Here is an 18,804-nt window from a genome sequence, read left to right on the forward strand (position 1 = left end):
TGCTGCATTCATTCGCGTCTGCTGTAACGTCAGGACGTTACTTCGACGCGAGACCCATCTCCTTGCGCACTTCGCCGACGTTGTCGCGCGTGGCGAGCATGCCGGTCGTCAGCGTCAGCAGCGGCGGTTCCTTGCCTTGCGTGATCCATGCGTACATCAGGTCCGAGGTTTCCTCGCCGTGGCGCTTCGGGCTGATGATCACGGTGCCGTAGAAGCCCGTCGGCTGCGGCTTCTTGAACTCGTTCAGTGCCGAATCCGAACCGCCGATACCGATGCCGATCATGTTGTCGGCTTTGAAGCCGCGGCCTTCGGCAGCGCGCACCGCGCCGAGCACCGCTTCGTCGTTCAGACCGTAGGCCACCCAGTGCTTGAATTGCGGGTTCTTCGTGAGCGCGATGTTCGCTGCGTTGAAGGCGTTTTCCGTGTCGGTCTTCGCTTGCGGCGCGGCGACGATGTTGGCCTTCGGAAAGCCCGCGGCGACGAGCGCGTCGGTCGCGCCGGCCGTGCGGTCGTGCGCGGTCGGCAGTTGCTCGTAGGTCACGTCGATCGCGCCGACGTCCTTCATGTCCCAGCCGCGCTTCTTGATCTCGGCCGCGATGCCTTCGCCGACCTGCTTGCCGATGTTGTACGCCGAGATGCCCATATGCGGCACCGACTCGATCGGCTTGCCCGAGCCGTCGACGAGGCGGTCGTCGACCGTCATCATCTTGAGGCCGTCGGCCTTCGCCTTCGCCACGATGCCCGGCCCGAGCTTGACGTCCGGCGTGCAGATCACGAAGCCCTGCGCCTTTTGCGCGGCGAGGTTGTCGATCGCGCTCATCACCTTCTCGCCCGACGGCGCACCGATCTTCACGAGCGTGAAGCCCTTCTGCTTCGCGGCGATCTCGGCGAACTTCCACTCATCCTGGAACCACGGCTCCTCGGGCTGCTTCACGAGAAAGCCGATCTTGACCTGATCGGCTGCCTGCGCAACCGGCGCGTTGACGAGCACCGCCGTCGTCGCTGCCGCCGCGAGCGTGAGGAATATTCTGCGTTTCATGCTTGTCTCCTGACTAGTAACGAGAAGGTTATCGGCCGCGTCTTCTTGTACCGGGACTGACACACGCGGCCAGCGCGTCAACCGGTTCACTTTGCTTCGCCACGTGCTGACGTGGACGATGGATGCTCGTGCGGCCGTCAATCGTGATAAAGCGCCGAGCGGCCGCCATCGACGGTGATACAGCTCGCGTTGATAAACGGCGCTTCGTCGGAGGCGAGAAACACCGCGGTCATCGCGACTTCTTCGGGACGGCCGATGCGTTTCATCGGCTGCAAATCGAGCGTCGCCTGCTGCGCGGCGGCGGGGTCCGGCTGGTTGTCCCACCATTCGCGCGTCAACTGCGTTTCGATATAGCCAGGCGCGATTGCATTGACGCGCACATTGCGCGGCGCGTATTCGATGCCGAGCGCGCGCGTCAGGCCGATCACGCCGTGCTTTGCAACCGGATACGGAAAGCACCCTGGAATGATCTTGAACGAGTGCGTCGACGCGATATTGACGATGCTGCCGCGGCCGCGTTCGACCATACCCGGCAATGCGGCGCGACAGCCGTTCCAGACGCCGTCGAGGTCGACCGCGAAGCAGCGTCGCCAGTCGTCGTCGCTCATCGTAAGCGGGTCGCAGAACACATTGATGCCGGCGTTGTTGACGAGCACGTCGAGCGGGCCGAACGCGCGCTGCGCTTCGTCGACCGCGTGTTGCACCGATGCGGACTGCGTGACGTCGGTGCGCACGGCGAGCACGCGTGCGCCGCCGGCGCCATGGTTCGCGCCGGCATTCGTGCTGGCCGCAGCCGCCTCGATTTCTCGCGCGGTCTGCTGCGCCGTGTCGATATCGAGCTCCGCAAGCACGACCGCCGCGCCTTCACGCGCGAACGCGTGCGCGATCGCGGCGCCGATGCCGCGACCCGCGCCCGTGATCAATGCGACCTTGCCGGCAAGGCGATTCATTGGTTCGCACCCGCGCGCGCGACGCGCAGCTCGTTGATATATGCCTTTGCATGCGACGCGGTAATCGTGGCGCTCTGGCCCGGCTTGAACAGCGCGGAGCCGAGACCGAAACCGTTTGCGCCGGCCCTCAGGAACGGGCCCATGTTGTCCGGCGTGATGCCGCCGACCGGCACGAGCGGCACCTGCGCCGCGATCACCGCGCGCCACGCCTTCACGACATGGCAGCCCAGCTGTTCGGCGGGGAACATCTTCAGCACGTCGGCCCCGTTCTTGAGCGCGATAAACGCTTCGGTCGGCGTCGCGACGCCGGGCGAACAGGCCATCGCATGCGACTTCGCCGCGAGCACGACTTCGGGGTCCGCGTGCGGCATCACGATCAGTTCGCCGCCCGCCTGCTTCACCTGATGAACGAACGACGCCTGCAGCACCGTACCCGCGCCGACAATCGCATCGGGCGGCAACGCATGGCGGATCGCCGCGATGCTGTCGAACGGCTGCGGGGAATTGAGCGGCACCTCGACGATACGAAAGCCCGCGTCATAAAGCGCACGGCCATGATCGGCCGCATCGGCCGGCGTTACGCCGCGCAGAATCGCAATCAGCGGACACGCTTCGAATGCGGCCATCAGGCCCGCGTGCGGCTGGTAAGGGCCGGGCAGATTCAGTTCAGCTTGCATGTCGATTCCCTTTGTCTGTTCCGTTGCCGGTTCGTTGGTGCATTGCGTCGTGCCACAGCCAGGTTCTGCATCGTGCGCTCGGTCCCTAGCCGTGGCGCGATGCAGGCGCAGCGCCGGCGGCGGGTGTCACGAGGCCGGCCTGCACGGCGATGCGCCACAGGCCGCGTTCGGTTGCATGTTTGACGAGCTCGGCCGACTGGCAGCCGTACTGCGTGAGCGCGAGCCGATACCGTTCGCACAGCGCCTCGTTGCCGATCAGCCGCAGCGTGCGGCCGGCGAGCGTCGACTGCTGACGCTCGAGCACCGCTTCGAGTCCATTCAGTTCGTGGCCGATCAACAGACCCGACAGATAGTCGGGCTGCTCTTCGCGCGAAAGCTGTGCGGTCAGGCCGAGCGTGCGCGTGCTGAAGATCGTCGCGAGCATGCCCGCATGGCCGTGATTGCGCGCGACGCTGATGCCGCGCAGAAACGCCGCCGTATCGGGCCGATCGGGCGTTGTCATCGTGCGGCCGAGAATCGTGTGCTCGGACAGCGCGGCGAACACTTCGCCCGTCATGAACGTATAGAAGCGCTCGATGCACGCGTCGCGCACGATCACCCACTTCGCGTGCGTACCCGGCAGGCCGATCAGCGCGCTTTCGTCATCGTGCGCCGCGGTTGCCTCGTTCGCCTGCGACCGGTTCGCGACGGTTACCGTGTCACCGGCAAGCGCACCGAATATCTGCGTTTCTTCGCCGCGCATCACGTTCGGCAATTCGCCGCGCTCGAGGACGCCCGGCACGATATGCAGCGCCACGCCGCGCCTCGTCTGCACATGCGCGAGGCCGCGCACGATCGCATCGGGGCTTGCCGGCGTATCGACGTACGGCGCCTCTTTCCACCCCTGCGCGCTACCGACCATGCCGGCTGCCATCACCGGCAGATGCGGTGCGCTTTCGAGCCAGCTGCCGCAGACGGCGTCGAACGCGAGATCGAAACCGCCTTCGCCGGCAGCGCGCGGCAGATTCATGATGCCGGCCGTCGACGCACGCGTTTCGAGCAATCGGCCCGCCGCGTCGAACAGATAGGCGCGCAGCGCGGTCGTGCCCCAATCGAGCGCGATCAGTGCTGCCTGGTTTTTCGCGGTGTCCGATGCGCCGCCCGCTGCGTCGGTGTCGGCGGCGTCGGCATCGGCCTGCGCGCTGCGCCGCTTCTGCGCTGCCGCGGCAGATTCGACCGGCATGATCGGCACAGAGCGCGGCATCGAGGGCGGTGAACCCAGTGCAGTCATCGCTTGATCCTGCGGGTTGCCGGTTGCGGCGCACGCCAGCCGAGTTCCTCCGAGATCGCACGCGCTTCGCGCTGCACGACCGGAATCAGTTCGTCCATCCGCTCGAGCGACATATACGGAAGCGTGCTCGCCACCGATAAAGCCGCGACGATCGACCCGGACGCGTCGCGCACGGGCGCCGCGACACAGCGGATCGATGCTTCGTTTTCTTCGAGATCGAAGGTGAAACCGCCGCCCGAGTAGTTCGTCATGCGCTGCATGAAGGTCTGCAGATCGGGACGGTTGTCGGGCTTGAAACTCACGTCGGCGAGCGCGCGGCGCGATGCGTCGAACAGCTTCTGCCACTGCTCGGGCGCGAGGTCGAGCATCATCGCCTTGCCGATGCCGGTCGACGCGAGCGGCATCCGGTGACCGACGCGCGAACGCATCTCGAGACCGCGCGTGCCCGGAATCTTGTCGATATAGAGCACATCGTCGCCGTCGCGCACGCCCAGGTGAATCGTGTCGTGCGTTTGCTCGGCGAGCGCGGCCAGATGCGGGCGCGCGACGGTCGTCAGCGGCATCTGCTCGAGTGCGATCGTGCCGAGTTCGATGAGTTTCGGGCCGAGCAGATAGCCGCCTTGCACCTGGCGCAGATAGCGCGCCTGCACGAGGCTGCTGACGAGGCGGTGCGTCGTGCTGCGCGTCGTGCCGAGCGCGGCGCCGAACGTGCGCAGGTCGCGCACGCCGGCGGCGGCCGCTTCGAGAATCGCGAGGCCGCGCAAGAGCGTTTGCGTGCCGGCCTGCTGCGGCGTGATGTCGAGCAGCGTGCTCGGCAGCGCGATCGTGTCGCGCTCGGCAGGCGGATGGGCCGCGCCGTTCGACGGGCGCACCACGGGTTGTCTCACCGTGTCGGACTCGGACCCGGCGTGATTGGTCATCGCTTTATTCATGGCGATCAGGCAAACGGGTTGGGGGTGTCAATAAAACGTGCAGCGAAACGTCGCGCCGAACGTCAGACTGGCGTCGCGCGGCTGATGCGCGCCGACTGCCGGCAGAACAGGAAAGAGTCCATAACGGGTTGTCTCCGATTCGTTTTGCGTTTCGTCGCGCCTATGCTGCCGTGGCGCCGACGATGTGTTTTCGCCGGCGGACCGGCTCGTTGGAACGGATTGTAGGGCGCTTTTCTCAGATACACCAATATGTGAATAGATCAACCACATATTGGGATAGATGCGCGTGACGCTCCTTCTACCGGCGCGTCACGCTGATATGCCTCGCGCACTTCATCTATCGAAATGGTTGTGCCCGCTCAATAAATCAGGATAAACGGCACACTCTATCGCGAATTCATTTAAGAAACGTCTGATTCAGTCAACCATTTGAAATATCTAGTCTCGCACCTGCTTGTGTTACCCCCCGTATTAATTGTCTTATATCGATTTTCTTGATTTACCAAATGAAGAAAATCAGATGCAGGCGCAAACAGCGAACTTTTTATTTCAGAAGATTTGGATATGACAGCAATTAAATCCTGGTTGACCGCATTGACCTTTGCCGCGCTCGCCGGCGTTGCGCACGCTCAGACGCCCGAAGTCACGTCCGCAGTTACGCCGCTCACGACCCCGACGAAATCGCCCGATTCACAGGTCCTCGCCACACACTCGGAGTTCGCCGGTCCCTATGCCGGCATCAAGGTCGGCGGGAACTGGTCCGACGCGTCCGGCGTTGTCAACAAGGGCACACACGGCACCGCGTTCTTCGGCGCGATGGCCGGCTATGGATTCGACGTCGGCCGCTTCGTGCTCGGCGCCGAGGCATTCGCCGATTTTCACGGCGGTTCGACGACGAAAGTCGACGGCGGCCTCGACGCGCGCATCGGCATGCCGTTCGACAGGATCATGCCGTACGCGCGCATCGGTTTTACGACGGCATGGCCCGATACGCGGCTTCACGGCGGCCTCGGCGTCGAATACGCGATTTACAAAAATATCCATATCAACGGCGAATGGACTGCCGACAGATCGAATTCGAATGGAACGAAAAGAACGAATAATAGTTTTACGGTCGGCATGACCTATTATTTCCGCTGAAGCGGTATTCGCGCCATCAATCGAAAAACGGCCACTGCGTCGCAAGCGCAGCGGCCGTTTTTATTTTGTATCGGAAGGCAATGCCGCAACAGGAACGCGCGCCGCGCAGTCAGTCCGGCAATTCCGCCGCGCCCATGCGCCGCGCGATCACGCGGGCGCGTTGCGTCAGATACCCTGAATTGCGGTGCTCGTCGAAGTACTTCGGGCGCGGCAGCATGACCGCGAGCCGCGCCGCCTGACCGGCCGACAGCTTCGCCGCCGTGGTCTTGTAGTAATAGCGCGCCGCCGCCTGCGCGCCATAAACGCCATTGCCCCATTCGACCGAATTCAGATAGATCTCGAAGATCCGCTCCTTGTCCATCAGCGTCTCGAGCATCCACGTAATGATCAGTTCCTGTCCCTTGCGGATATAGCTCTTCTCGCGCGACAGGAAGAGGTTGCGCGCGAGCTGCTGCGTGATCGTCGAGCCGCCCGCGACGATCTTGCCGCGCGCCTTGTTCTTCTCCCACGCCTGCAGGATCGCGTCGGTTTCGTAGCCGTTGTTGTTGACGAAATTCGCGTCTTCGGACGCGATGATCGCGCGCTTCAGATTGCGCGAAATCTGGTCGTACGGCACCCATGTGTGCTGGATCGCAAGTTCGGGCCGGTCCGCGGCAAGACGCCAGGCGTCCGAGCGCATGAATGCCGTCGATTGCGGATTCACGTAGTTCCATAACGCGATCTGCGTGAAATAGAACGCCTGAACCGCAAACCACGAGAACGCGAACACAGCCGCCACATAGGCGGCCCAACGGCCTGCGGTAATCGTCCTCGCGCCCGCCTTCGCACCTTTCGAGCGCTTCGTTGTTCTCATGTTGTCCGCTATGCTCAACGCCGTTCGCCTGTAGAGAATGTCGGAACGCTACCTGCTCGCGATTGCGAAACGCGACGCCCGGCTGCTAGGCGCCGGCCGACGCCGCAAGCTGCTTGCGCAGTTCCGCAAGCACCGGCGCGCCGTCGGGCCGCACACCGCGCCACACATAAAACGACTCGGCCGCCTGCTCGACCAGCATGCCGAGTCCGTCGGCCGCGCGCGCGCCCAGAGAACGCGCATGCTGCATGAAGACAGTCGGCTGCGCGCCGTACATCATGTCGTAGGCGAGCGTCTGCGCGCCAAACGCCCGGTCGTCGCATTCCGGCAGCGCGCCGTCGAGACTTCCCGCCGTCGCATTGACAATCACATCGTACGCACCGGGCTCGATTGCCTGCGCGGCGCCGCCCGTCAGGCGGCAACCCGCGCCGCGCGCGGCCGCGGCGAATTGCGCGACCAATGCATCGGCTTTCGCGGCCGTGCGATTGACGATCGTCAGCACGCGCGGCGCGCGCTCGAGCATCGGCAGCACGACGCCGCGCGCGGCGCCGCCGGCACCGAGCAACAGCACGCGCGCGCCCGCGAGCGAGACGCCGAGGTTCACTTCGATATCGCGCACGAGTCCGAAACCGTCGGTGTTGTCGCCGTAGATGCCGGCCTTGTCGAAGCGCAGCGTATTTACCGCGCCGGCAGCCGCCGCGCGCGGCGACAGCGTGTCGGCCAATGCATGCGCCTCGAGCTTGAACGGCACCGTCACGTTGAGGCCGCGGCCGCCCGCTTCGATAAATGCGCGCACCTGCGCGACGAAGGCATCGACCGGCGCGAGCAGACGATCGTATTCGATGCGCTCGCCCGTTTGCCCGGCAAAGCGCGCATGAATAAAGGGCGACTTGCTGTGCGCGACCGGATTGCCGATTACCGCGTAACGGTCGCGCGGGCCGGACGCGGGCACGGACGGCGTGCTCATCGGCCCGGCTCCGTCTCGCGATGTGGAGCGGAGCCTGCGGCGTCGGCATTCGATGCGTCGACTTCGTGTTCGTTGCCGCTTTGCGCCGCGCCGTCGTCCGCCGCAACATCGCCGGCCTCGGACGAAGAAGCCGCGTCATCGACGTCCGCTTCCGCTTGCGCCTCGGCTTCGCTTTGCGCGGACTCATCGGCGGCGTCGATGATTTCCTCGTCGCCCTCGCCTTCGTCGTTCTCGTCGCCTTCGCCCGCTTCTTCGGCTTCGGCACCGCTCGTCACGGTCGGCGCATCGAGCACGTGCAGCAGACGCACCGACGCTTCGATCGTCAGCTCGTCGATCGTCATCACCTCGAGCAGCACGCGCGTGCCGCGCGCATGCACGCCGAGCCCCGGCACGTGCAGCAGCAGCGGTACCTCTTCGAGTCGCACGAGATCGCCCTTCACGACCGACGCGACAACCTGCTTGCGGTCTTCCTGCCTGATCCATCGCAAGCACCAGAAATACTCCATCCGGCGCTGATGATCGGCGTAGGCGGTGTACGTATCGTCGAAGCCCTGCACGACGGCGAACAGGTCCGCGTCCTTCGGCTTGAACGGCGCGGCGAGCTTCGCGGTCACGCCATGCTGCACGCACGCGATCAACTGCCACTGATTGACGAGGTCGACATAGCGCCGCAGCGGCGACGTGCTCCACGCGTATTGCGCGACACCGAGCCCTTCGTGCGGCGCGGCCGTCGTTTGCATGCGCGTGCGTTTCGGCCCGGTCGGCGCGCCGAATGCACGCTGCGACCGGTAGATGCCCGGCACGCCGTGATCGTGCAGGAAGGCGCCCCACGTCGAGTTCGCGAGAATCGCGAGCTCCGCGACGATCAGATCGAGCGGCGAGCCGCGCCGGCGCGGCGTAATCGTCACATGCTCGCCTTCCACGTAAAAGTTGAAATCGGTATTGCGCTGCACCTCGCGCCTGAGGCCGAAGCTCGCGCGCATCACCTGGCGCTTTTCGAACAGCGCCTGCGCGAACGGCCACAGCACCGCGATGTCGTCCTTGTGCGGATAGTCGCCCGTGCCCGCGGCGAGGGCCTCTTCGGTGACGACTTCGTCAAGCGTGTTATGCCGCAGGTTGGCCTTCACGAACACGAGTTCGGCGCGCGTTTCGCTCGCGACGATCTCCTGTGTCTCGCGGTTCACGATGCTGTAGAGCGACAATGCCGGCCGCATGCCGCCCTCGGCGAGCGTAAACACGTCGACCACGCCATCGGGCAGCATCGTGATCTTGTCGCCGGGCATATAGACCGTCGACAGCCGCGCGCGCGCGATTGCATCGACCGCGTCGCCGCGCGCAATGCCGAGCGCCGGCGCGGCGATATGCACGCCGATCCGCACGCGGCCATCGGCGAGATGCTCGACCGAAAACGCATCGTCGATTTCGGTCGTCGTCACGTCGTCGATCGAGAACGCCTCGACCTCGGCTTCGGGCAGGTCGTCGGGCAGCGGGCCCGGCGTGACCGGGGGAAAGGCCGTGCCGTGCGGGAAGAATTCGGACAGGAAACGCGCCTCGTGCAGCGCGCGCGCCGACGGAATGCCGCCGCAGTCGAGCATCAGACGCGCCGGCGACACGCCGCGATGCGCGGCCGCCGCTTCGAGCGCCTTGTACTCGATCGAGTTCTTGTCCGGCTTCGTGAGCAACGCAAGCGCCTTGCCGGCGAACGCCTCGGGCAGACGGCCCTCTTTCAGTTCGTCTTCGTAGCCCGATTGCACGAGCGCCTGCTGACGTTTGCGTTCGAGCGACGCAAGCGCCATCTGCAATTGCTCCTGCGGCGCGCGCTGGTACTGGCCGCGGCCCTTGCGCCGGAAATAGACCGGCGAGCCGTGCATGCGCAGCACGAGCGCCGCGCGCTCGATCGGCCCGAACGCGTCGCCGAAGTATTCGGCGCCGAGCGTCGCGAACGGAAATTCGTCCTCCGGCGCGCATTCCCACAGGAAGTCGAGATCGATCTGCTGCGCGGCCGCGTCGGCCTGCTCCATCAGTTCGCCGGCCGCCGGCTTGTCGAATTCGATCAGCACGTCTTTTGCGCGCACTTTTGCGCGCCGGCCGCCCGGCAACTCGACCTGGAACGCGTCGCCCTGCTTCGACAACACGCTGCCTGCCTTGAAACTGCCCGATTCCTCAAAGAAAACGTTCACTCAATACTCTCGTTCTGGCTCGCATCGGCCGCCATGGCCGCTGCGTCTGCATGCATCCGGTTGCGTGCGCGCCGTGTATGTCAGGCATGGCACCGCCGCCGGCTGCGGCATATTCGTGGAGGTGATCTGTTAACCGTGTGCCAACTAGCTGCGAATTGCGTGCAATTGCGTGCGACCCGCGTGCGACCCGTGTGCGGCCCGTTTGCCAATGCTGCTCTGCAAACCGGGCGCAAATTGCGCGCCTACCTCGTCGCGGCCCCCTCACGAGGCTCGGCGTTCGGCTTCGTCGCGAGCGGGACGGCCGCGGCGCTGTCGCAAAACGCGATGACATCGTCGACATAGTCTGCAAACTCGCTGATCGAATGATCGCTGCCCTCGATCAGTTTCGTCCGTGCGGCCGGATAGTGCGCGAGCATCTCGCGGTAGTCGAGCACCTCGTCGCCGGTGGCCGCAAACAGATAATAGCGTTCGGGGCGCGTGATCGACGTGACGGCGAGCGCACGCATTTCGTCGAGATGATGCGCTTCGACAACGATGCTACCGCCGCCGTGCACGCGCGGCTGTTCGCCAAGGTACGCCGACAGATCGCGCTGCGGCACGACGGCCGGATTGAGCAGCACCGCCGGCCAACCGTGCTTTTCGGCCAGATGCGTGGCGAAGAAACCGCCTAGCGAACTGCCGATCACGACGATGTGCTCGCGTGGCGCGGACTGCGCGGCCGCCGCATTCGACGCTGCGCCCGAGCCGAGCCGCGCCTTCACGAGCGACTCGGCAAGCTCGATCGTTTCGAGCGGCGACACCGGCAGCTGCGGGCAGCACCATTCGTCGCCGCGGCCAAGCGCCGCGAGGCGTTCCGCAAGGACGCGCGCCTTGAACGATTGCGGCGACGAGCGGAATCCGTGCAGGTACAGAATCACGCGACGCCCCGCGCGAGGGCCGCCGGCCGCATCGACAGCGCGTCGAGCAGCTTTTGGTGCACGCCGCCGAAGCCGCCGTTGCTCATCACGAGCACGTGGTCGCCCGGCTGCGCGACGCCGATCACCGCTTTGACGAGCGTATCGATGTCGTTGAACGCGCGCGCCTTGTCGCCGAGCGGCGCGAGCGCTTCGGCCAGATCCCAGCCGAGCGCATCGCGGCCGCTCGACGCGCCATAACCGAACACGAGATCCGCGTCGGCGAGGCTCGCCGGCAGTTGCGCTTTCATCACGCCGAGCTTCATCGTGTTCGAGCGCGGTTCGAGCACCGCGAGAATGCGCGTGCGTTTGCCGTGTTCACCGCGGCCGACGCGCGTGCGCAGACCGGCGATCGTCGTCTCGATTGCCGTCGGATGATGCGCGAAGTCGTCGTAGACGGTCACGCCGTCGACGCTGCCGCGCACTTCCATGCGGCGCTTCACGTTGCGAAAGCCCGCGAGCGACCGCGCGGCCTGCGCGGGCGGCACGCCGACATGGCGCGCGGCCGCGATCGCCGCGAGCGCGTTCATGCGGTTGTGTTCGCCCTGCACCTGCCAGTCGACGACGCCGACGCGTTCGCCCTGCTGGTACACCGCGAACTGCTCGTCGACGGGCACGCCGTCTTCGGCGGCAAGCGCCTGCCAGCCGCCTTCGACACCGAACCGCTCGACTTCGCTCCAGCAGCCGCGCGCGAGCACGCGCTCGAGCGCGGCCTCGCGGCCATTCGAGACGATGCGGCCGATACCGGGAATCGTGCGCACGAGGTGATGAAACTGCGTTTCGATCGCGGCGAGATCAGGGAAGATGTCGGCGTGATCGAACTCGAGATTGTTGAGGACCGCCGTGCGCGGCCGGTAATGAACGAACTTCGAGCGCTTGTCGAAGAACGCGGTGTCGTACTCGTCGGCTTCGATCACGAAGAAGCTCGAGTCGGTAAGCCGCGCCGACACGCCGAAATTGAGCGGCACGCCGCCGATCAGAAAGCCCGGGTTCATGCCGGCGTCCTCGAGCAGCCACGTGAGCATCGAGCTCGTCGTGGTCTTGCCGTGCGTGCCGGCCACCGCGAGCACCCATTTGCCGTTGAGCACGTGCTCGCCGAGCCACTGCGGGCCCGACACATAGGGCAGGCCGCGGTCGAGAATCGCTTCCATCAGCGGATTGCCGCGCGACACCACATTGCCGATCACGAACAGATCGGGCTTCAGATCGACCTGCTCCGCGCCGTAACCCTCGATAAGCCCGATGCCTTGTGCTTCGAGCTGCGTGCTCATCGGCGGATAGACGCCGGCGTCGCAGCCGGTGACCCGATGCCCCGCGTTGCGCGCCAGCACCGCGAGACCACCCATGAACGTGCCGCAGATACCGAGAATGTGGATGTGCATAGAGCGGTCCTTGCAAAGGCCGCTATTGTACCCGACGCGTATCCGACAACCCGCGCCGCCCGCCGCGCTCGCGGTGCCCGGCGCTGCCTCGCAACGGCGCGCGTGGCGCGCCCCGGCAAGCGCGTGGCGCAGCCCGGGACGGCACTGCCAGGCGGGCGCCCGCGCATTCTCTAGTATGATTGCCTGATGGTCCGCAAACTACATTTCGACCCGACGCGCGTGCGCGAGGAAATCGCCATCGCCGCCGCGCGGATGATCGCGGAAGACGGTCTCGACTATTCGACGGCCAAGCGCAAAGCCGCGCGGCAAGTCGTCGGGGAGACGCGCGTTTCAGGCGATTGGCTGCCCGATAACGACCAGATCGAAGAAGAAATCCGCGAGTACCAGTCGCTGTTTCAAGGCGACACGCAGCCCTCGGTGCTGCGCCGCCTGCGCGAGATCGCACTCGACTGGATGCTGCGGCTCGCGCCGTTCAACCCTTACCTGACCGGCGCGGTGCTCGGCGGCACGGCCGGCGAACACTCCGATATTCACCTGCAGGCGTTTTGCGACAACCCGAAAGAAGTCGCGATTTATCTGCTAAATGAGAACGTGCAGTACGACGTTTCGGAAACCCGCCATTTTGCCGGACGCGGCTATGTCGAGACGCTGAGCTTCCTCTGGCGTCCGGTCGCGACGGAAGGCCGCGACGCGGAACCGGTCGGCATCCACGTCGCGCTCTACAGCACCGACGACCTGCGCGGCGCGGTGCGCGCCGATGCGCGCGGCCGGCTTGCGCGCGCGGGCGTCCAGGCGGTCGCGGCGTTGCTCGCCGAAAGCGACGCGGCCTCTTCCACTAATTGAACAGATCACAGATGAACACGAAGCGAATTCTGGCGGCGGTTGCAGTCGCCGTCGTTGCCGCTGCGGGGGGCGCGGCGGCCAGTCACTGGATATCCGGTCAATCGCTGACCGAGGTTGCGCACGCGGCCACGCCCGCGGCCCCGGCGGCGAGTCCCGTCGACCAGCTCTGGTCGGCGACCGTCACGAACGTCGACGGCAAGCCGCAGTCGTTGAGCCTGCTCAAAGGGCATCCGGTCGTCGTCAATTTCTGGGCGTCGTGGTGCGGCCCGTGCGTCGAGGAAATGCCGTCGCTGAGCGAGCTGCACCGCGAATACGCGAAGAAAGGCGTCGAATTCGTCGGCCTCGGCGTGGACTCCGACAAAAACGTCAAGGCGTTCCTGCAGAAGGTTCGCGTCGACTATCCGATCTACGTGATCGGCTTCGGCGGCGCCGATCTCGCGCGCGCTTTCGGAAACAATGCGGGCGCTTTGCCGTATACGGTCGTGATTGACGCAAAAGGTGTCGTTCGGTCGACAAAATTGGGCCAGATTCAGCCAAATGAGTTGAAAGCCACGCTCGACGCGCTCTGACGGCGACAAATTGTTCGCGCTTAATTGAGGTCGGAACCGTGCGATTTATGCACCAATCGACTGAAATTGAGAGAAGTTGTGCTTCCGGCCCGTTCCGAGCGCTGCCGCGGCATCCGTCCGGGCGTTCGAGAAACTAGACAAATTTCTCTAAACAGCGCTAAAGTGCCGCGAATTCCACGGAAATAGAAGCGACCATGACGCGACTGCTGGTTCTGCACGGCCCCAACCTCAACCTTCTCGGCACCCGGGAACCCGAGGTTTATGGCCGCGTGACGCTGCCGCAGATCGACCAGGCGCTGGCGGACCGTGCAGCCGACGCCGGCGTGGAATTCGCGTCGTTTCAGAGCAATCATGAAGGCGCGCTCATCGATCGCATCCATTCCGCGCGGAACGAGAAAACCGATTTCATCCTGATCAACCCTGCTGCTTACACGCATACCAGCGTCGCGATCCGGGATGCGCTGGCGGGCGTCGGCATTCCGTTCGTCGAGATTCACCTGTCGAACGTGCATCGCCGCGAATCGTTCCGGCACCATTCGTATTTCTCCGATCTCGCCGAGGGCGTCGTCTGCGGTCTCGGCTGGAAAGGCTATCTGTACGCACTCGAGTTCGCGCTCGACCGGTTGTCTGCTCAATCATCCGCGCAAGCGGCCGCCGGCACGACGCGCGCCTGAACCCAGAACACGAATTGAGCGCCGGCTCGCGGGAGCGCCGGCGCACCTACGCATTGAAAGGGGTATGCCCATGGATCTACGTAAACTGAAAACTCTGATCGACCTCGTCTCCGAATCCGGCATTTCGGAACTGGAAGTCACGGAGGGTGAAGGCAAGGTGCGCATCGTCAAGAATGCGCCGCCGGTTTACGTGCAGTCGCCTGCCGCTCAATACGCACCGCAGATCCCGGCAAGCGCGCCCGCGCATCCGGCGGCAGTGGCCGAAGGCGCGGCCGCCGCGCCGGCGGCGCCTGCTGCCGCCGCGCCGCAAGGACATGTCGTGACTTCGCCGATGGTCGGCACGTTCTACCGCGCGCCGTCGCCGGGCGCCGATCCGTTCGTGCAGGTCGGCGATACGGTCAAGGAGGGCCAGACCATCTGCATCATCGAAGCGATGAAGCTTCTGAACGAGATCGAATCCGATCTCGCCGGCGTGATCAAGGAAATCCTCGTCGAAAACGGGCAGGCCGTCGAATATGGCCAGCCGCTCTTCGTGATCGGCTGACGCGAGTCGAATATCCGCTATGTTTGAAAAAATCCTCATTGCCAATCGCGGCGAGATTGCGCTCCGCGTTCAGCGCGCGTGCCGCGAGCTCGGCGTCAAGACGGTCGTCGTCTATTCGGAAGCCGACAAGGAAGCCAAGTACGTGAAGCTCGCGGACGAGGCGGTCTGTATCGGTCCGGCGCCGTCGAACCTCAGCTATCTGAATATGCCGGCGCTGATCAGCGCGGCTGAAGTGACCGACGCCGAAGCGATTCACCCCGGCTACGGCTTCCTGTCGGAAAACGCGGACTTCGCCGAGCGCGTCGAGCAGTCGGGCTTCGTGTTTATCGGCCCGCGCCCCGAGACGATCCGCATGATGGGCGACAAGGTCTCGGCCAAGCAGACGATGATCAAGACCGGCGTGCCGTGCGTACCCGGTTCCGAGGGCGCGCTGCCCGACGATCCGAAAGAGATCGTCAAGATGGCGCGCTCGGTCGGCTATCCGGTCATCATCAAGGCGGCGGGCGGCGGCGGCGGGCGCGGGATGCGCGTCGTGCACACGGAAGCGGCGCTCGTCAACGCGGTCAATATGACGCGTGAAGAAGCGGGCCGCGCGTTCGGCAATCCGCAGGTCTATATGGAGAAGTTCCTCGAGAACCCGCGCCATATCGAGATCCAGGTGCTCGCGGATTCGTACAAGAACGCGATCTGGCTCGGCGAGCGCGACTGCTCGATGCAACGCCGCCATCAGAAAGTGATCGAGGAAGCGCCGGCGCCCGGTATTGCGCGGCGGCTCATCGACCGCATCGGCGACCGCTGCGCGGACGCGTGCAAGAAGATGGGCTATCTCGGTGCGGGCACGTTCGAGTTCCTGTATGAGAACGGCGAGTTCTACTTCATCGAGATGAACACGCGCGTGCAGGTCGAGCATCCGGTCACCGAACTGATTACCGGCGTCGACATCGTGCAGGAACAGATCCGCATCGCAGCGGGCGAGAAGCTCGCGTTCCGCCAGCGCGATATCCAGTTCCGCGGTCACGCGATCGAATGCCGGATCAACGCCGAAGACCCGTTCAAGTTCACGCCGTCGCCGGGCCGGCTCACGTCGTGGCATATGCCCGGTGGCCCCGGCATCCGCGTCGATTCGCATGCCTACAACGGCTATTTCGTGCCGCCGAACTACGATTCGATGATCGGCAAGCTGATCGCGTACGGCGCGACGCGCGAGCAGGCGATCAAGCGGATGCGCATCGCACTCTCGGAGATGGTGGTCGAGGGCATCCAGACCAACATTCCGCTGCACCGCGAACTGATGCTCGATGCGAAGTTCGTCGAAGGCGGCACGAGCATTCACTACCTCGAGAACCGGCTCGCTGCGAAGCAGCAGGTCGCGCCGGAAGAAGCGTAAGCCAATGAGCTATCGGGAACTGGTCGTCGAACTCGCGCGCGAGCATGCGGAAGGCCTGTCCGACGCACTGCTGGAGTTCGGCGCGTTGTCCGTCTCGGTCGAAGACGCCGACGCCGATACGCCCGACGAGCAGCCGCTCTTCGGCGAGCCAGGGCTCACACCCGAGCGCACTGCGTGGCAACACTCGCGCGTCGTCGCCCTGCTCGCACCCGAGCACGAACCGGGCGTGCTGCTCGCAGCCGCGGCGAACGAGCTCGGCCTCGCGCCGACGCCGCCGTTTACGGTGCGCGACGTTGCGGAGCAGGATTGGGTGCGGCTCACGCAATCGCAGTTCGACCCGATCCATATCGGCAAACGGATCTGGGTCGTGCCGTCGTGGCATGACGCGCCCGATCCGGACGCGCTCGTGCTCGAACTCGACCCGGGCCTCGCGTTCGGCACCGGCAGTCATCCGACCACGCGGCTTTGCATGGAATGGCTCGAAGAAGCGGTGCGGCCGGGGCAATCGCTGCTCGACTACGGCTGCGGCTCCGGCATTCTCGCGATCCTTGCGCGCAAGTGCGGCGCGAACCCGGTGGCCGGCATCGACATCGACCCGCAAGCGGTCGAATCCGCGCGCTACAACAGCGAGCGCAATCATGCGGAGGTCACCTACGGATTGCCGGCCGATTGCCCTGCCGGCGAGTTCGATATCGTCGTCGCGAATATCCTGTCGAACCCGCTCAAGCTGATGGCGTCGATGCTCGCAGCGAAGGTGAGACCGGGCGGACGCCTTGCGCTGTCGGGCATTCTCGCGCGCCAGGCGCTCGAAGTTGCAGGGGCATACGCGCCGTGGATCGACATTTCGGTTTGGCGCGAACACGACGGCTGGGTATGCCTCGCCGGAACCCGCCGCGAAAGTCATTAGAATAGGGCATATTTTCCACTCAACAGCCCCGCGCGGCTCCCGGTTCGATATGGCTCTTGCGACGCGCTGTCCCTTCTGCGAAACAGTCTTCCGCCTTCAACCCGCGCAGCTCGCGCTGCGCCGCGGTCTCGTGCGCTGCGGACATTGCCGCGAGGTATTCGATGCGTCGAGCAGTCTGTTCGATCTCGCCGATGGCGGCGATTTCCGCAGCGCTACGCCGATCACGTCCGATGAAGTCGCGCGGCTGACCTCGCAGGAGCCGCGCGCGGCCGGCGAAGGCGTGGGCGCGGCGGCGGCAGCGGCGCCTGAGGCGCCAGTTGCGTCGGCGGCGTCGGCTGCATCCGCCGCGGAACGTACCGCGCCTGTGCCTGCGTCGACTACGGCTGCGTCCGCTCAAGGCGCGGATTTTCCTGCCGGCCCGGCATCCGCTGCAGCACCGGCTGAACCTTCCGGGTCCGTATCTCCCGAAGCGCACACGCCCGGCTCCACCGATCCCAATTCGCCGGATTTCCGCGCGGACACATGGAATCCGTGGGCGCCTGCGCCGGACGCTTCGGTCGATCGCCGGATCCGCCATAACGCCGCGACGATTCCGTATAACCCGGTCACGATTCCGCGTTCCGCGCAGCCGAAGCTCAAGCTCGAGTTCACCGAGGGACAGGATCTGCACCTCGAGAACGCGACCGCGCATCCGATCGAGCCGGCGTTCAAAACGCCGCCCGAGCCGGTCGTCCCGCATGCGGCCGCGCAGCCGGGCCAGGACGCGCCGCGCGATCCGGCAGTGCCGCCGCCGCATGTATGGCGCCGTCGCGAAGAAGAAGCGCGCCCCGAACCCGCGCTCGAGCCCGACGACGACCGCACGCGCATTGCGCCGAACGTCCCCGACAACGAGCCGCACTTCGGTCCCGGCGCAGCGGCCGGCGGCGCAGCGGCGCGGCCGGCCGCCGCGCCCCCCTTTGCCGTGCCGCCCTTCGCCGCCGCACCCGGAGACGACGAGAACGCATTCGCCGTGGTGCGCGAAAAGCGCGCGTCCGAACCGCGGCGCCTCGGCTGGCGCATCCTCGGCATTGTCGTTGCGCTCGTGCTGTTCGTCGTCCTGCTCGCGCAGCTCGCGTGGTGGCAGCGCGAAACGGTGATGGTCTACGCGCCCGGTTCGCGGCTGCTGTTCGCGCAAGTCTGCGAGCACCTCGGCTGCACGTTCGCCCCGCCGCGCGATATCGACGGACTGCAGGTCGAGCCGTCGGATCTGCGTCAGGTGGACGGCCCGCACAAGCTCGAATTGCGCATGCCGCTGCACAATCGCTTCAACGTGCCGCTCGCGTATCCGGCCGTCGAGCTGACGCTGCTCGACGAACACAACAACATCGCGATGCGCCGCGTGCTGTGGCCGCAAGACTATGTGAGGCCCGGCACGCAGATCGCCGCGGGCCTTGCGCCGCGCACGACCGAAACGATGTTCGTGCGGCTCGACACGGGCAGTGCGACGGCCACCAATTTCCGCGTGCAGATTTTTTATCCATGACCGACCTCGCGCGCACCC

At 65.4% G+C, this 18,804-nt stretch carries 18 protein-coding genes; 8 read left to right on the forward strand and 10 right to left on the reverse strand.

Translation table 11 applies throughout. The annotated features are described in order from the left end of the window. Nucleotides 1–37: 37 nt before the first annotated feature. The 5 genes from BTO02_RS18005 to BTO02_RS18025 form a co-directional block, all read right to left on the reverse strand. On the reverse strand, nt 38–1,039 hold the full coding sequence (locus tag BTO02_RS18005; RefSeq protein WP_075158175.1) for an arabinose ABC transporter substrate-binding protein: 1,002 nt from the start codon (nt 1,037–1,039) through the stop codon (nt 38–40). A 137-nt stretch (nt 1,040–1,176) separates the two neighbouring features. Next, nucleotides 1,177–1,989 carry an SDR family oxidoreductase gene (locus BTO02_RS18010; RefSeq protein ID WP_075158176.1) on the reverse strand — a complete coding sequence of 271 codons (813 nt, stop codon included), beginning with the start codon at nt 1,987–1,989 and terminating at the stop codon, nt 1,177–1,179. Continuing rightward, on the reverse strand, nt 1,986–2,666 hold the full coding sequence (locus tag BTO02_RS18015; protein WP_075158177.1) for a 2-dehydro-3-deoxy-6-phosphogalactonate aldolase: 681 nt from the start codon (nt 2,664–2,666) through the stop codon (nt 1,986–1,988). Before BTO02_RS18015 ends, BTO02_RS18010 begins: the two co-directional genes overlap by 4 nt. Nucleotides 2,667–2,751: 85 nt before the next feature. Further along, complete coding sequence (locus tag BTO02_RS18020; RefSeq protein WP_075158986.1) at nt 2,752–3,888, reverse strand: 2-dehydro-3-deoxygalactonokinase; 1,137 nt, start codon at nt 3,886–3,888, stop codon at nt 2,752–2,754. Nucleotides 3,889–3,932: 44 nt separating this feature from the next. Continuing rightward, entirely contained in the window at nt 3,933–4,868 is a 936-nt protein-coding gene (locus tag BTO02_RS18025; protein ID WP_075158178.1) for an IclR family transcriptional regulator, read from the reverse strand. Between the two features lie 564 nt (nt 4,869–5,432). Here BTO02_RS18025 and BTO02_RS18035 point away from each other — a divergent pair. Beyond that, on the forward strand, nt 5,433–6,008 hold the full coding sequence (locus BTO02_RS18035; RefSeq protein ID WP_075158180.1) for an outer membrane protein: 576 nt from the start codon (nt 5,433–5,435) through the stop codon (nt 6,006–6,008). 109 nt (nt 6,009–6,117) lie between these two features. Here BTO02_RS18035 and mtgA read toward each other — a convergent pair whose 3' ends face one another. The 5 genes from mtgA to mpl form a co-directional block, all read right to left on the reverse strand. Next, a complete protein-coding gene (gene mtgA, locus BTO02_RS18040) occupies nt 6,118–6,861 on the reverse strand; it encodes a monofunctional biosynthetic peptidoglycan transglycosylase (RefSeq protein ID WP_075158181.1) in 744 nt (247 codons plus the stop codon). 85 nt (nt 6,862–6,946) lie between these two features. After that, nucleotides 6,947–7,825: a shikimate dehydrogenase gene (aroE, locus tag BTO02_RS18045; protein WP_075158182.1), complete on the reverse strand. Its 879-nt coding sequence runs from the start codon at nt 7,823–7,825 to the stop codon at nt 6,947–6,949. Further along, a complete protein-coding gene (locus BTO02_RS18050; protein ID WP_075158183.1) occupies nt 7,822–10,005 on the reverse strand; it encodes an RNB domain-containing ribonuclease in 2,184 nt (727 codons plus the stop codon). Before BTO02_RS18050 ends, aroE begins: the two co-directional genes overlap by 4 nt. A 242-nt stretch (nt 10,006–10,247) precedes the next feature. Continuing rightward, nucleotides 10,248–10,922 carry a YqiA/YcfP family alpha/beta fold hydrolase gene (locus BTO02_RS18055; protein WP_075158184.1) on the reverse strand — a complete coding sequence of 225 codons (675 nt, stop codon included), beginning with the start codon at nt 10,920–10,922 and terminating at the stop codon, nt 10,248–10,250. Next, a complete protein-coding gene (gene mpl, locus BTO02_RS18060) occupies nt 10,919–12,340 on the reverse strand; it encodes a UDP-N-acetylmuramate:L-alanyl-gamma-D-glutamyl-meso-diaminopimelate ligase (protein ID WP_075158185.1) in 1,422 nt (473 codons plus the stop codon). Before mpl ends, BTO02_RS18055 begins: the two co-directional genes overlap by 4 nt. A 186-nt stretch (nt 12,341–12,526) precedes the next feature. On the opposite strand from mpl, the gene BTO02_RS18065 reads away from it, so the two are divergent. From BTO02_RS18065 to BTO02_RS18095, 7 genes are all read left to right on the forward strand, one after another. Further along, the gene (locus BTO02_RS18065; protein ID WP_075158186.1) at nt 12,527–13,183 is read left to right on the forward strand and encodes a UDP-N-acetylmuramate--alanine ligase; all 657 of its coding nucleotides are present in this window, start codon (nt 12,527–12,529) and stop codon (nt 13,181–13,183) included. Nucleotides 13,184–13,194: 11 nt separating this feature from the next. Next, nucleotides 13,195–13,752, forward strand: a complete 558-nt coding sequence (locus BTO02_RS18070; protein ID WP_075158187.1) for a TlpA family protein disulfide reductase — start codon at nt 13,195–13,197, stop codon at nt 13,750–13,752. Between the two features lie 194 nt (nt 13,753–13,946). After that, nucleotides 13,947–14,426, forward strand: coding sequence for a type II 3-dehydroquinate dehydratase (gene aroQ / locus BTO02_RS18075; protein WP_075158188.1), 480 nt, complete (start codon nt 13,947–13,949; stop codon nt 14,424–14,426). Between the two features lie 70 nt (nt 14,427–14,496). Further along, the gene (gene accB / locus BTO02_RS18080) at nt 14,497–14,970 is read left to right on the forward strand and encodes an acetyl-CoA carboxylase biotin carboxyl carrier protein (protein WP_075158189.1); all 474 of its coding nucleotides are present in this window, start codon (nt 14,497–14,499) and stop codon (nt 14,968–14,970) included. A 19-nt stretch (nt 14,971–14,989) separates the two neighbouring features. Then, the gene (gene accC / locus BTO02_RS18085) at nt 14,990–16,357 is read left to right on the forward strand and encodes an acetyl-CoA carboxylase biotin carboxylase subunit (RefSeq protein WP_075158190.1); all 1,368 of its coding nucleotides are present in this window, start codon (nt 14,990–14,992) and stop codon (nt 16,355–16,357) included. A 4-nt stretch (nt 16,358–16,361) separates the two neighbouring features. Next, nucleotides 16,362–17,264 carry a 50S ribosomal protein L11 methyltransferase gene (prmA, locus tag BTO02_RS18090; protein ID WP_075158191.1) on the forward strand — a complete coding sequence of 301 codons (903 nt, stop codon included), beginning with the start codon at nt 16,362–16,364 and terminating at the stop codon, nt 17,262–17,264. A gap of 49 nt (nt 17,265–17,313) precedes the next feature. After that, nucleotides 17,314–18,786 carry a zinc-ribbon and DUF3426 domain-containing protein gene (locus BTO02_RS18095; RefSeq protein WP_075158192.1) on the forward strand — a complete coding sequence of 491 codons (1,473 nt, stop codon included), beginning with the start codon at nt 17,314–17,316 and terminating at the stop codon, nt 18,784–18,786. Nucleotides 18,787–18,804: the final 18 nt, after the last annotated feature.

The sequence above is a fragment of the Paraburkholderia sp. SOS3 genome (assembly GCF_001922345.1).
GTDB lineage: Bacteria > Pseudomonadota > Gammaproteobacteria > Burkholderiales > Burkholderiaceae > Paraburkholderia.

Bases quoted from the DNA above. Each gene is read 5' to 3' on its own strand.
- BTO02_RS18070 (WP_075158187.1), top strand. From the start codon at position 13,195: ATGAACACGAAGCGAATTCTGGCGGCGGTTGCAGTCGCCGTCGTTGCC.
- accC (WP_075158190.1), top strand. From the start codon at position 14,990: ATGTTTGAAAAAATCCTCATTGCCAATCGCGGCGAGATTGCGCTCCGC.
- BTO02_RS18025 (WP_075158178.1), bottom strand. From the start codon at position 4,868: ATGAATAAAGCGATGACCAATCACGCCGGGTCCGAGTCCGACACGGTG.
- BTO02_RS18095 (WP_075158192.1), top strand. From the start codon at position 17,314: ATGGCTCTTGCGACGCGCTGTCCCTTCTGCGAAACAGTCTTCCGCCTT.
- BTO02_RS18035 (WP_075158180.1), top strand. From the start codon at position 5,433: ATGACAGCAATTAAATCCTGGTTGACCGCATTGACCTTTGCCGCGCTC.
- BTO02_RS18010 (WP_075158176.1), bottom strand. From the start codon at position 1,989: ATGAATCGCCTTGCCGGCAAGGTCGCATTGATCACGGGCGCGGGTCGC.
- BTO02_RS18020 (WP_075158986.1), bottom strand. From the start codon at position 3,888: ATGCCGGTCGAATCTGCCGCGGCAGCGCAGAAGCGGCGCAGCGCGCAG.
- accB (WP_075158189.1), top strand. From the start codon at position 14,497: ATGGATCTACGTAAACTGAAAACTCTGATCGACCTCGTCTCCGAATCC.
- aroE (WP_075158182.1), bottom strand. From the start codon at position 7,825: ATGAGCACGCCGTCCGTGCCCGCGTCCGGCCCGCGCGACCGTTACGCG.
- aroQ (WP_075158188.1), top strand. From the start codon at position 13,947: ATGACGCGACTGCTGGTTCTGCACGGCCCCAACCTCAACCTTCTCGGC.
- BTO02_RS18065 (WP_075158186.1), top strand. From the start codon at position 12,527: ATGGTCCGCAAACTACATTTCGACCCGACGCGCGTGCGCGAGGAAATC.
- BTO02_RS18005 (WP_075158175.1), bottom strand. From the start codon at position 1,039: ATGAAACGCAGAATATTCCTCACGCTCGCGGCGGCAGCGACGACGGCG.
- mpl (WP_075158185.1), bottom strand. From the start codon at position 12,340: ATGCACATCCACATTCTCGGTATCTGCGGCACGTTCATGGGTGGTCTC.
- mtgA (WP_075158181.1), bottom strand. From the start codon at position 6,861: ATGAGAACAACGAAGCGCTCGAAAGGTGCGAAGGCGGGCGCGAGGACG.
- prmA (WP_075158191.1), top strand. From the start codon at position 16,362: ATGAGCTATCGGGAACTGGTCGTCGAACTCGCGCGCGAGCATGCGGAA.
- BTO02_RS18015 (WP_075158177.1), bottom strand. From the start codon at position 2,666: ATGCAAGCTGAACTGAATCTGCCCGGCCCTTACCAGCCGCACGCGGGC.